We start from the raw sequence: 12,161 nt of genomic DNA, 5'->3' as shown, positions 1-12,161 counted from the left end.
CTATCTCGCCGGTATCAAAGCGGCGAGGTTTTCCGGTGCAAGACGCGACGCTGACCGTCTATTACGATGGCGCCTGCCCGCTCTGCCGGGCCGAGATCGGGCATTATCGCCGCTGCCGCGGCGCCGAGCGCATCGCCTTCGTCGACGTGGCGCCGGATGCGCCCGGCCAAGAATTCAGCCCCGGCCAAGACCTTGGACCCGGCCAAGAACTCGGACCCGACCAAGGGCTCGGCCCCGGCCTCGACCGCGCGGCGGCGCGCCGCCGCTTCCACGTCCGCGACGCGGACGGGCGGCTGCGCTCGGGGGCCGCCGCCTTCGCCCGGCTCTGGAGCGTGCTGCCGGGCTGGCGCTGGCTCGGCCTGATCGCGCGGCTCCCGCCCGTGCTGCCCGTCGCCGAGGCGGCCTACCGCGCCTTCCTGCCGCTGCGGCCCCGCCTCGCCCGCCTGCTCGTGCGCGGCGGTTGAGACGCCCTGCGCGTGCTTGATCCCCGGACGCGGGGCCGGGAGGGTGGGGCATGGCACGCAAGCGCATCAACCTGACCACCGACATCCTCGCCGACGCCCTGCACCGGCTCGGCATCCCGGCGAGCGCCGTCGATCGCGAGGCGTTGCGCGACCGCCTGGGCCTGCCGGAGCGGGACGGGTTCGTCGAGGACGCGGCCGTGGCGCGCGCGCTCCGCGACGGCGGCGCCCGCCGCGCCTTCGCCGAGACCGGGGTGGCGGCCCTGGCCAAGGCGCTGCCGGCGCTGCGGGCGGAGGCGGGGCGCGACGGCGCCCTCGCCTGGCGGCTCCGGGTGAGCCTGCCGCTGCTTGACGACGGCCGGCTCGATCTCCGCCTCGACGTGCTGCCGGGCGAGGCCGCCGCCGAGATCCTGGAGGCGATGGCGCTCGCAAACGACCCGGCCCGGCACCTTGACGCCCTGCGGGGGGCGCTGGCCGACACCGCGGCGGGCATCGAGCGGACCCTGCACCGGGCGATCGCGCGGCTGCGCGAGCAGATCCGCGACGACCTGCACGCGATCGGGGCGGATGCGGCCACCTACATCGCGCATCTCAACCGGTCGCTGCGCGCGCGCGTCTTCGCGCCGTCGCCGAACCTCGCCCACGCCGTCGTCGACACCCTGAAGGGCGTCCGGGCCCGCGCCAAGGTGGTGGCGCAGGAGGAATCCGGCCGGCGGCGCCTGCGCGACCGGGCCGGCTTCGGCGGCTACATCGACAGGTTCGTGCCCGCCCGCCGGCTGAACCGGCGGATCGTCTTCCACATGGGGCCGACCAATTCCGGCAAGACCTACGCGGCTCTGGAGGCGCTGGCACAGGCGCCGAGCGGCACCTACCTCGCGCCGCTGCGCCTGCTCGCCCTCGAGAACTACGAGGCGCTGCTGGAGCGGGGGCTTCGCGCCGGCATGGTCACCGGCGAGGAGGTGCTGGGCGAGCCCGACCCGAGCCACACCGCGCGCACCATCGAGACCGCGGACCTGCGCCGCCCGGTCGCGGTCGCGGTGATCGACGAGATCCAGATGCTGTCCGATCCCGACCGCGGCTGGGCCTGGACCAACGCGCTGTTTGGCATCCCGGCGCGCACCGTGATCGTCTGCGGTTCGGACGAGGCGCTGTCGCATGTCCGCCGCGCGGCGGAAGCCGCGGGCGAATCGCTGGATGTCGTCCCCTTCGTGCGGAAAACCCCGCTGGTGGCGCTCGACGCGCCCGTCCCGCTTGACGCCGTGCAGGCCGGGGACGCCGTGGTCGCGTTCTCGCGCCGCGCGGTGCACGAGAACCGCGCGGCGCTGGTGGCCGCCGGGCGCAGCGTCGCCACGATCTACGGCGCGCTCTCTCCGGAGGTGCGCCGCGCCGAGGCCAGTCGTTTCCGCGACGGCGCGGCCGAGGTGCTGGTGACCACCGACGCGATCGGCATGGGCCTCAACCTCGGCCCGCTGAAGCGCGTGATCTTCTCCGCGCTCGCCAAGTGGGACGGCACCGCCACCCGCGCGCTCACCAACCCCGAGATCCGGCAGATCGCCGGCCGCGCCGGCCGCTTCGGCCACCAGGACGAGGGCCACGTCTCGGCCACCGACGAAACCAGCCTCGGGCCGATCCGCGACGCGCTCGTCGGCGCCCCGACGGCGCCCGCCGCCGACACGCGCTTCTACGTCCGGCCGGACCTGATCGCGATCGAGGCGGCGGCGGACGAACTCGGCACCGGGTCGCTCGCCGAGGTGCTGACGCACTTCGCCCGCGCGACTTTCTACGACGGCGCGCCGTTCCAGCCCTCGGCGATGGAGGAGGCGCTGGAGGCCGCCCGCGCCGTCGACAGGGCGGCACTGCCGATCCGCGAAAAGTTCGCCTTCGCGGTCTGCCCGATCGACCGGCGCGACCCGGCCTCGACCGCCGTCCTGGACCGCTGGGTCCAGGCGCGCGCTTCCGGTGCCGCCGTCCCGGCCCTGCGGGCAAATCCTGCGGGCGAACTCGACGACCTGGAGCGCACGGTCAAACTCGCCGCCGCCTATCTCTGGCTGGCGCGGCGCTTCCCCGACACGTTCGACGAGGCCGAGGCGACCCGGGCGCTGCGGGCCCGCGCCAACGGCGCCATCGAACGCTACCTGCGCGAGACGGCCTCGCGGACCGTGGCGGCCCGCTCCCGCACGGGCTCCGCGACCGATCGGGAGGCGGCCGGCCACCCCCGCGCCACCGCCTGACGCCGGGTGGCCCGGCCTATCGCTCGCGCGGGATCGGGCGGGCCAGCAGCACCGCTGTACTGATGCCGACCGCGAGGATGGTGACGGCGCAGGCGGCGAGCGCCGCGAACTGGCCGCCGCCCTGCAGGGCGGCGCCGAGCACCGCGACGCCGAGCGCCTGCCCGCAGAAGAACGAGAAGGCGTGCAGCGCCACCGCCGAGGCGCGGGCGGTGGGGGCCACCTCGGTGACCTGAACCTGGTAGGTGTTGTGCAGCATGTAGAAGCCGAGCCCCAGGGCCACGAGCGCCGCGGCGTCGAGCTGCCAGCGTCCGGCCAGGCCGATGGCCGTCAGCGCCCCGGCGCAGATGACGCCGCCGCCGACCAGCATCCGCGACAGCCCGAGCAGCCGGACCAGCAGGCCGACGAGGGCGGAGTAGATCAGGCCGCCGATGGCGAAGCCAGCGAGCGCCAGCCCCGCCTCGCGCGGCCCGCCCTCGCCGCGCGCCTCGATCAGCGGCGCGAGGTGCGGGAAGATGCCGAACACCGCGATCGCCTCGACGAAGACCGCCGCGAACAGCACCTGCGCCCGCGGGTTGGCGACGATGACCCGGTAGCGCGCGAGCGCCCGGCGGAATTCGGGCCGCCGCGCCGGCGCGCCGGCGCTCCGCTCGAAGCCGAACACGCTCGCGGCGCAGCCGAGGCCCGCGACCGCGGCGTTGATGGCGAAGACCCCGTGCCAGCCGACCTTGTCCTCGATCAGGCCGGCGAAGGTCGAGCCCGAGAGCTGGCCGAGGATCACCGCGACGAGGAACCGGCCGATCGCCACCTGGCGGCGCTCCATCGCCACCCGGTCGCCCATCAGCGCGAGTGCCAGCGGGATGACGCCGCCGGCGGCCGCGCCGGCGATCATGCGCAGGCCGAACAGGAGGCGCAGATCGGTGGCGAGCGCGCAGCCGGCGAGCGCGATCACGAGCACCCCGAGGCAGGCGGTGACGATCCGCTCCTTGCCCACCGCATCGCCCACCGGCCCGAGGATCGGCTGGATCAGCGCGTAGGGGAGCGCGAAGGCGGTCGAGAGCAGCGCCACGGTGTGGGCGTCGCTCCCGAGGTCGCGCGCCAGCACGCCCACGAGCGGCTCGACCGAGCGCCACGCGAAGGTGCTGGCAAAGCCCGCGACCGCGAGCACGAGGATCAGGCGGCCGATCGAGGGTGCGGAAGGGTTGGTCATGCGTCGCGGCCGGGGATGCCCGGCAGGCGGATGCGGCGCCGGTTCGGAACGACCTACCCGACAATGCCGTCGCGGACAGCCCCGGTTCGCGCCGGCGTACCGGAAGGCGGCGGATCAAGCGCCGAGCCGGTGGCGGTCCCGCCCCGGGACCAGCCCGAAGATCCGGCGGCGGCAGCGCCGCTCCATCACCTGACGCGTGCTGATACCGAGCCTTAATGCATCATCGGCATCGAGGCTCGGTATCAGGTCCCGCAAATCGCCGCGTACAAGCCCGCCGCGTCGCGGGCGCCGCGGACCGTCGCCGTCACGTCCGGGTCGCGCAAGCGACGGGATACGCAGGCAAGCGCGTGCAACGGCCCGCCGTCGGCGGCGGGAAGGAGCAGCAGGAACACCAGATCGACCGCGCCCCCGTCCACCGCGTCGAACGCGATGGGCGACCGCAACCGGGCAAAGCATCCGAACGGCTTGCCGAGCGCGTCCAGACGGGCGTGCGGGATGGCGAGCCCGTTGCCCACGCCCGTCGAGCCGAGGGCTTCGCGCTTGCGCAAGGCCGCGAGGATCGCGTCGCTGTCCAGGCCGAGGGCGAGGCCCGAACGGCGGGCGAGGTCCTCGAGAACCGCGCCCTTGGTGGACGCCCGCAGGCCGGGCAACACCTGATCCGGCGCGAGCAGTTCGGTGATGGTCATGGCCTCGGGCCGTCGCAGAAAGGGATGCAGTGCGTCAACCCGATGAGCCTCCCGAGGCGAAGGACTGGACACGGCCTCATTCCGGCGCGCGCAGGCGGTAGCCGACGCCGGTCTCGGTGAGGAGCAGGCGCGGGCGTTCGGGGTCGGCCTCCAGCTTCTGCCGGAGCTGGCGCATGTAGACCCGGAGGTACTGCGTGTCGGACGAGTTCGAGACCTCGCTCATCAACTGCGCGTGGGTCAGGACCTTGCCGGCATGCTGCACCAGCACGCGCAGGAAATCGTACTCGCGCGGGGTCAGCTTCACCTCGTGCTCGTCCTTCCGCACGATGCGGCGCACGAGGTCGACGAACAGCCCGTCGACCTGGAAGACCGGGCGTTCCCCCTGCACCGCGAGTTGGTGGCGCAGGGCCGCACGGATGCGGGCGAGCAACTCGCCCATGCCGAAGGGCTTGGTGATGTAGTCGTCGGCCCCGAGATCCAGCGCCTCGACCTTGCCGGGCTCGTCGTCGCGGCTCGACAGGACGATCACCGGCAGGCTCGGATGCCGTTCGCGGACGGTGCGCAGGAGGTCGTGCCCGCGCAGGTCGGGCAGGCCCAGGTCCAGGATGACGAGGTCGACGCTCTCGCGGGACAGGACGTCGAGGGCGGTCCGGCCGTTGGGCGCCTCGACGACCGCGTAGCCCTGCGTGGTCAGGCCCATGCGCAGGAGCTTGCGGATCGGCGGCTCGTCGTCGATGACGAGGATGCTCAGGCTCATGCGGCGATGCCCGGGGCCGTGTTCCTGGACGTCGCCGGGACCGGCAGGGTCACGGTGAAGACGGCGCCGCTCCGGTCGGTGCGGTTGGCCGCCACGATCGTGCCGCCCATCGCCTCGACGAAGCCGCGGGAGATGGCGAGACCGAGACCCGTGCCCGCCCGGACCCGGTCGCCCTTGCGGGCGCGGTAGAACTTGTCGAAGACCCGCTCGACGTCGTCCTCGGGCAACCCGTCGCCCTCGTCCCAGACCTGCAGGCAGACGGCCGAGCCGTGCCGCCAGCCGAGGAGGCGGACCATCGAGCCCTCGGGGGCGTACTTGGCGGCGTTGTCGAACAGGTTGACCAGGACCTGCTCGAACAGCACCGGGTCGAGGCTCAAGGGGGGCAGGCCGGGTGCGAGGTCGACCACGACGCGGTGACCCGCCAGCACCTTCTCGGTCCGCCGGAGCGCCGTGTCGGCGATCTCGGCGACGTCGTGCGGGCCGAAGGTCGGGATCACCGCGCCGGCCTCCAGGCGGGTCATGTCGAGCAGGTTGACGATGAAGCGGTTGAGGCGCTCGGACTCGTCGATGATGGTGGCGAGCAGCTCGGCCTTGGAGGCGGGATCGAGGGCGCCGTCGAGGTCGCGCAGCGTCGTCGCCGAGCCGAGCACGGCGGCGAGCGGCGTGCGCAGGTCGTGCGAGATCGAGGTCAGAAGCGCCTGGCGCAGGCGGTCGGTCTCGGCAGCGCGCTCGGCCCGGTCGAGGTCCTCCACGAGGCGGACGCGCTCGATGGCGAGCCCGCCCTGGTCGGAGAGCGCGTCGAGCAGCCGGCGCTCCTCGGGGGTGAGGATCGGCCCCGGCTTGTCGGCGTCCAGGCCGACGACGCCGAGCGTGCCGCGGCCCGTGCGCATCGGCAGGAACAGCCGCTTGGCGCCCGGAAGCGTGTCGGCGCCGCGCCCCGCCGGCCGGTCGTTGTCGAAGGCCCACTTGGCGGCGGCGAGGTCGGCCGCGTCGATGAAGTCCTCGGGCGGGTAGCCCGCCCGGACGGCCACCGTCCCCGCGTCGGGCAGCAGCAGGACGACGCGGACCTGGAGCATGGACGCGATCTGGAAGGCGGTGGCCCAGAGCACGTCGTCCAGCGTGCCGCAGCCGGCAAGCTTGCGGCTGAAGCCGTAGAGCCGCTCGCTGGCCCCGGCCCGCGCCCGGGAGACCACCGCCTCCTGGCGGGTCCGGGCGGCGAGGTTCGAGACCAGCACGGCGACGACGGTGAACAGGCAGAAGGCGGCGACGTTGGTCGGGTCGGCGATGGTGAAGGTGTAGATCGGCGGCAGGAAGAAGAAGTTGTAGGACAGCGAGGCGGCCACGACCGCGGCGAGCGAGGGCCCGAGCCCGAAGCGCACCGCCACCGCGACCACGGCGGTGAGCAGGACGAGGTCGGCGTTCTCGATGCCGAGCATCGGCTGCACGACGAGCGCGATCCCGAGCGCCGCGGCGACGGCGGCGAGCGCCACGGCATAGGGCCACGGGCTCCGCGCCGGGGCGGGGGCGGCCGTGCGCACGGTCTTGCGCGGGACCGTCTCGGCCTCGGCCGTCTCGCCGGCGATGACGTGGATGCTGATGCTGCCTGCGCGGTGCACGAGGTCGTCGACGACGGACCCGTGCACGAGCACGAACAGGCGCGAGCGCGCCGACTTGCCGACGATGATGTGCGTGACGTTGGCGCCCTGCGCGTAGGCGACGAGGTCGTCGGCGATGCGCCGCCCCCCCGGGATCGTCACCGCCTCGCCCCCGAGCCGGTCGGCGAGGCGCAGCGTGTCGGCGATGCGGTCGCGCTGCACCTCGGTAAGCCGCAGGGTGCGTGGGCCCTCGACGGACAAAGCCGTCCAGGGGGCGTGCAGCCGGTCGGCGAGGCGCTTGGCGTAGCGCACCAGCCCGGCCGCGCGCGGGTCCTCGCCGACGCAGACCAGCACCCGCTCGCCCGCCCCCCACGGACCGGCGATCGCGTGCGCCCGCATGTGGCTGAGGAGTTCGTCGTCGACCCGCTCGGCGGTGCGGCGCAGCGCCAGTTCGCGCAGGGCCGTGAGGTTGCCGCGGGAGAAGTAGTGCTGCAGCGCCCGAGTGGCGTGCTTGGCGACGTAGACCTTGCCGTCCTGCAGGCGCTGGATCAAGTCGTCGGGGTTGAGGTCGATCACCTCGATGTCGTCGGCCCGGTCGAGGATCGAGTCGGGCACCGTCTCGCGCACCCGGATGCGGGTGATCTGGGCGACGACGTCGTTCAGGCTCTCGACGTGCTGGATGTTGAGCGTGGTGTCGACGTCGATGCCGGCATCGAGCAGTTCCTCGACGTCCTGGTAACGCTTCGGGTGGCGGGAGCCCGGGGCGTTGGTGTGGGCGAGCTCGTCGACCAGCGCCAGGGCCGGCCGGCGGGCGAGGAGCGCGTCGAGGTCCATCTCGTCGAGCCGGGTGCCTTTGTACGCGACCACCCGGCGCGGGACGATCTCCAGCCCCGCGACCAAGCCTTCCGTCTCCGCCCGGCCGTGGGTCTCGACCACGCCCACCACCACGTCGAGGCCCGCCTTCCGCTTGGCCTGGGCGACCGTGAGCATCTCCCAGGTCTTGCCCACCCCGGGCGCCGCGCCGAGGAAGACCTTGAGCCGGCCGCGCGACCGGTTCTCCCGGCGCGCGGCCGCCAGCAGCGCGTCGGGGGAGGGTCTTTGCGGATCGCGGGACGGGTTCGGCATGCGCGGCGATCCTACCCGCTCCGCCTACTTCCGGCCAAGGCCGTCCAGGGCGAGGTTGAGGGCCAGCACGTTGACGCGCGGTTCGCCGAGAAGCCCGAGCAGGCGGCCCTGCACCTGCGTGCCGACGAGGTCGCGAATGCGGTCCTCGGGAAGGCTCCGCGCCTTGGCCACGCGCGGCACCTGGAACAGGGCGGCGTCGGGCGAGATGTCCGGGTCGAGGCCCGAGCCGCTCGTCGTGACGAGGTCGACCGGCACCGGCCGGGTCGGGTTCTCGGCCTTGAGCCTGTCGACGTCGCCCTTGAGGCGCTCGGCCAGCGCCGCGCTCGTCGGGCCGAGGTTCGAGCCGGACGAGTTGGCGGCGTTGTAGGGCGCCGAGACGGTCTTGGTCGCATCGGCCGGGTCGGCGGCGCTGGTCGCCGACGGCCGGCCCTGGAAGTAGCGGTCGCTGGTGAACGACTGCCCGATCAGGCTGGAGCCGACCGGCTTGCCGTCCCGCTCCACCAGGCTGCCCGCGGCCTTGGCCGGGAACAGGAGCCCGGCGATGCCGGTCATGGCGAGCGGGTAGGCGAGGCCGGTGAGCAGGGTCAGGGCGATCAGGAGCACCAGGGCGGGGCGGAGCTGGCTCAACATGGACGGGTCTCGCGTGTCGGGAGGATGGGACGGCTCAGACGAGGTGCAGGGCGCTGACCGCGAGGTCGATCGCCTTGATGCCGACGAAGGGCACGAGGATTCCGCCCAGGCCGTAGATCAGGAGGTTGCGCCGCAGCAGCGCGCCGGCGCCCACCGCCCGGTAGGTCACGCCGCGCAAGGCCAGCGGGATCAGCGCGACGATGATCAGCGCATTGAAGATGATCGCCGACAGGATCGCGCTCTCGGGCGAGGCCAGCCGCATGACGTTGAGCGACTGGAGCTGGGGGTAGAGCACGAGGAACATCGCCGGGATGATGGCGAAGTACTTCGCCACGTCGTTGGCGATCGAGAAGGTGGTCAGCGCGCCGCGGGTCATCAGCAGTTGCTTGCCGATCTCGACGATCTCGATGAGCTTGGTCGGGTCGGAATCGAGGTCGACCATGTTGCCGGCCTCGCGGGCGGCCACCGTGCCGGTGTTCATCGCCACGCCGACATCGGCCTGGGCGAGCGCCGGCGCGTCGTTGGTGCCGTCGCCGCACATCGCGACGAGCTTGCCCTGCGCCTGCTCCTTGCGGATCAGCGCCAGCTTGTCCTCGGGGGTCGCCTGGGCGAGGAAGTCGTCGACGCCGGCCTCGGCGGCGATGGCGGCTGCCGTCATCGGGTTGTCGCCGGTGATCATCACCGTGCGGATGCCCATGCGGCGCAATTCCGAGAAGCGTTCGCGGATGCCGCCCTTCACGATGTCCTTGAGGTAGATGACGCCGAGCAGTTGCCCGTCGCGCGAGACCGCCAGCGGCGTGCCGCCGGCCTTGGCGACGTCCTCGGCGATGGCCTGGATCTCGCGGACCGTCTCGGTGGCGACGCCCGGGCTGAAGGCGAGCGCCGCGTTCGAGCCCCGCGTGGCGGCCGGCTGCGGGCTCACGGACGCGATGATCGAGTCCACCGCGCCCTTGCGGATCGAGGCACCCTCCATGTCGACGCCGCTCATCCGGGTCTGGGCGGTGAACGGCACGAAGGTCGCACTCAGGCTCGCCATGTCGCGGGCGCGGATGCCGTACTTGTCCTTGGCGAGCACGACGATCGAGCGGCCCTCCGGCGTCTCGTCGGCCAGCGAGGCGAGCTGGGCGGCGTCGGCCAGATCCTGCTCGGTGACGCCGCGCACGGGGCGGAACTCGGTCGCCTGCCGGTTGCCCAGCGTGATCGTGCCGGTCTTGTCCAGGAGCAGCGTGTCGACGTCGCCCGCCGCCTCGACGGCGCGGCCCGACATGGCGAGCACGTTGAAGCGCACCAGCCGGTCCATGCCGGCGATGCCGATGGCCGAGAGTAGCGCGCCGATCGTCGTCGGGATCAGCGTCACGAACAGCGCCACGAGGACGATGAGCGGGATCGACCCGCCGGCGTAGGACGCGAAGCTCGGGATCGAGGCCACCGCGAAGACGAAGATGATGGTCAGGCCGGCGAGCAGGATGTTCAGCGCGATCTCGTTGGGCGTCTTCTGCCGGGAGGCGCCCTCGACCAGGGCGATCATCCGGTCGACGAAGGTCGAGCCGGCCGCCGCCGTGATCCGCACCCGGATCTCGTCGGAAAGCACCTGCGTGCCGCCGGTCACCGCCGATCGGTCGCCGCCGGATTCGCGGATCACTGGGGCGGATTCGCCCGTGATCGCCGCCTCGTTGACCGAGGCCACGCCCCAGATCACCTCGCCGTCCGACGGGATGATGTCGCCGGCCTCGACCAGCACCACGTCGCCGACCTTCAGGCCGTTGCCCGGCACGGTGTCGTAGTCCCGGCCCTCGCCCTTGAGGCGCTTGGCCATCGTCTCGGTGCGGGTGCGCCGCAAGCTGTCGGCCTGCGCCTTGCCGCGCCCCTCGGCGACGGCTTCCGCGAAGTTGGCAAACAGCACGGTGAACCAGAGCCAGAGGATGATCTGGCCGGAGAAGGCGAGGTTGGCGCCCCCGGTGAGCACGTCGCGCACGAACAGGATCGTGGTGAGGGCTGCCACCACCTCGACCACGAACATCACCGGGTTCTTGATCATCTTGCGCGGGTCGAGCTTGGTGAGCGCGCCGACGAGCGCCGGACCGACGAGGGCGGCGCTGAAGAGGCTGGTCGAATTCTGGCGGGCCATTGCGGGTGTCCGGAATGAGGGTCGTGGAGGGGCCGGCGCGGGTCGCGCCGAGCCGAGGGTTCAGGGCGCCAGGGCGTGGCCGAGGAGGGCTGCGCCCGCCATGAGGCCGAGGGCGCCGAGCAGGGTCAGGCTCAGCAGGGCGAGGACGATGTCCGAGAGGCGCACGCGCCCCTGCTCCTGCGGAACCCTGCTCCAGACCGGCGGCCGCGGCCGATGCAGGGCCAGCGCGCGGCGCATGGTGGCCCGCCGCGCCGCGACGCGGGGGGACAGGAGATGGCGCATCTCAGCCCCCCGTCGCGAAGGTCTGGCCGGTCGCGCCTGCGAGGTGCTCGACGATGGGTCCGAGCGCCAGCGCCGGGAAGAAGGTCAGCCCGCCGATGATCAGGATCACGCCGACGAGCAGGCCGATGAACAGGCCGCCGTGGGTCGGGAACGTGCCGGCCGACGCCGGCACGGTCTTCTTGGCGGCGAGCGCCCCGGCGATGGCCAGCACCGGGATCTTCACGAAGAAGCGCCCCACCAGCATGCCGACGGCGAGCGTCGTGTTGTAGAACAGCGTGTTGGCGGTCAGCCCGCCGAAGGCCGAGCCGTTGTTGGCCGCCACCGACGTGTAGGCGTAGAGGATCTCCGAGAAGCCGTGCGGGCCGGCATTGGCCGGACCGGCAAGCCCCGCCGCGACCACCGTCGCCACCGCCGTGCCGCCGAGCATCATCAGCGGCAGGCACAGGATGCCGAGCATCGCCATCTTGACCTCCTTCGCCTCGATCTTCTTGCCGAGGTATTCGGGGGTGCGCCCGACCATCAGGCCGGCCACGAAGATCGCGATGATGACGAAGATCAGCATGCCGTAGAGGCCGGCGCCGACGCCGCCAATGATGATCTCGCCGAGCTGCATGTTGATCAGCGGGATCATGCCGCCGAGCGCGGTGAACGAGTCGTGCATCGCGTTGACCGCGCCGCAGGAGGCGGCGGTGGTGATCACCGCAAACAGCGCCGAGGCGGCGATGCCGAAGCGAACCTCCTTGCCCTCCATGTTGCCGCCCTCCAGGCCGAGGCCGTGCAGGAGCGGCGTGCCGGACCCTTCCGCGGCGTAGGCGACCACGACGCCGGCCAGGAACAGCACGCCCATGGCGGAGAGGATCGCCCAGCCCTGGCGCTCGTCGCCGACCATGCGGCCGAAGACGTTGGTCAGCGCGGCGCCGATCACGAAGATCGAGACCATCTGGATGAAGTTCGACAGGGCGGTCGGGTTCTCGAACGGGTGCGCGGCGTTGGCGTTGAAGAAGCCGCCGCCGTTGGTGCCGAGCATCTTGATCGCGACCTGGCTCGCCACGGGCCCGA

General features: G+C 72.8%; 10 protein-coding genes. 2 read left to right on the top strand and 8 right to left on the bottom strand.

Annotated elements, in window-relative coordinates:
• The first annotated feature begins 35 nt into the window (after positions 1 to 35).
• Together ACFE86_RS04905 and ACFE86_RS04900 are read left to right on the top strand one after the other, a co-directional pair.
• Positions 36 to 464 (top strand): thiol-disulfide oxidoreductase DCC family protein, encoded by a 429-nt coding sequence (locus ACFE86_RS04905; protein ID WP_375454204.1) that lies wholly within the window; start codon positions 36 to 38, stop codon positions 462 to 464.
• A gap of 50 nt (positions 465 to 514) precedes the next feature.
• Positions 515 to 2,692 (top strand): helicase-related protein, encoded by a 2,178-nt coding sequence (locus tag ACFE86_RS04900; RefSeq protein ID WP_375454203.1) that lies wholly within the window; start codon positions 515 to 517, stop codon positions 2,690 to 2,692.
• Between the two features lie 16 nt (positions 2,693 to 2,708).
• On the opposite strand, the gene ACFE86_RS04895 is transcribed toward ACFE86_RS04900, so the two are convergent.
• The 8 genes from ACFE86_RS04895 to kdpA all read right to left on the bottom strand — a co-directional run.
• Entirely contained in the window at positions 2,709 to 3,899 is a 1,191-nt protein-coding gene (locus ACFE86_RS04895; protein ID WP_375454202.1) for an MFS transporter, read from the bottom strand.
• Between the two features lie 242 nt (positions 3,900 to 4,141).
• A complete protein-coding gene (locus tag ACFE86_RS04890; RefSeq protein ID WP_375454201.1) occupies positions 4,142 to 4,657 on the bottom strand; it encodes a PTS sugar transporter subunit IIA in 516 nt (171 codons plus the stop codon).
• 4 nt (positions 4,658 to 4,661) lie between these two features.
• The gene (locus ACFE86_RS04885) at positions 4,662 to 5,342 is read right to left on the bottom strand and encodes a response regulator (RefSeq protein WP_375454200.1); all 681 of its coding nucleotides are present in this window, start codon (positions 5,340 to 5,342) and stop codon (positions 4,662 to 4,664) included.
• Positions 5,339 to 8,062 (bottom strand): DUF4118 domain-containing protein, encoded by a 2,724-nt coding sequence (locus ACFE86_RS04880; RefSeq protein ID WP_375454199.1) that lies wholly within the window; start codon positions 8,060 to 8,062, stop codon positions 5,339 to 5,341. The genes ACFE86_RS04885 and ACFE86_RS04880 overlap by 4 nt, the downstream gene beginning before the upstream one ends.
• Before the next feature lie 24 nt (positions 8,063 to 8,086).
• Positions 8,087 to 8,692: a K(+)-transporting ATPase subunit C gene (locus ACFE86_RS04875; RefSeq protein WP_375454198.1), complete on the bottom strand. Its 606-nt coding sequence runs from the start codon at positions 8,690 to 8,692 to the stop codon at positions 8,087 to 8,089.
• Between the two features lie 34 nt (positions 8,693 to 8,726).
• Positions 8,727 to 10,820, bottom strand: a complete 2,094-nt coding sequence (gene kdpB, locus ACFE86_RS04870; RefSeq protein WP_375454197.1) for a potassium-transporting ATPase subunit KdpB — start codon at positions 10,818 to 10,820, stop codon at positions 8,727 to 8,729.
• A 60-nt stretch (positions 10,821 to 10,880) separates the two neighbouring features.
• Positions 10,881 to 11,102, bottom strand: coding sequence for a hypothetical protein (locus tag ACFE86_RS04865; protein ID WP_375454196.1), 222 nt, complete (start codon positions 11,100 to 11,102; stop codon positions 10,881 to 10,883).
• A 1-nt stretch (position 11,103) separates the two neighbouring features.
• A partial coding sequence (gene kdpA, locus ACFE86_RS04860) for a potassium-transporting ATPase subunit KdpA (RefSeq protein WP_375454195.1) occupies positions 11,104 to 12,161 on the bottom strand: 1,058 nt, incomplete at its 5' end.

It is taken from the genome of uncultured Methylobacterium sp. (genome assembly GCF_964244095.1).
In the GTDB taxonomy this organism is placed as follows: Bacteria; Pseudomonadota; Alphaproteobacteria; order Rhizobiales; family Beijerinckiaceae; genus Methylobacterium.
The sequence above is the reverse complement of the archived record's forward strand: the minus strand, read 5'-3'. Positions and strand labels throughout refer to the sequence as shown.

Coding starts and splice junctions, on each gene's coding strand:
- ACFE86_RS04900 (WP_375454203.1), top strand. CDS start 515: ATGGCACGCAAGCGCATCAACCTGACCACCGACATCCTCGCCGACGCC.
- kdpB (WP_375454197.1), bottom strand. CDS start 10,820: ATGGCCCGCCAGAATTCGACCAGCCTCTTCAGCGCCGCCCTCGTCGGT.
- ACFE86_RS04895 (WP_375454202.1), bottom strand. CDS start 3,899: ATGACCAACCCTTCCGCACCCTCGATCGGCCGCCTGATCCTCGTGCTC.
- ACFE86_RS04865 (WP_375454196.1), bottom strand. CDS start 11,102: ATGCGCCATCTCCTGTCCCCCCGCGTCGCGGCGCGGCGGGCCACCATG.
- ACFE86_RS04880 (WP_375454199.1), bottom strand. CDS start 8,062: ATGCCGAACCCGTCCCGCGATCCGCAAAGACCCTCCCCCGACGCGCTG.
- ACFE86_RS04875 (WP_375454198.1), bottom strand. CDS start 8,692: ATGTTGAGCCAGCTCCGCCCCGCCCTGGTGCTCCTGATCGCCCTGACC.
- ACFE86_RS04885 (WP_375454200.1), bottom strand. CDS start 5,342: ATGAGCCTGAGCATCCTCGTCATCGACGACGAGCCGCCGATCCGCAAG.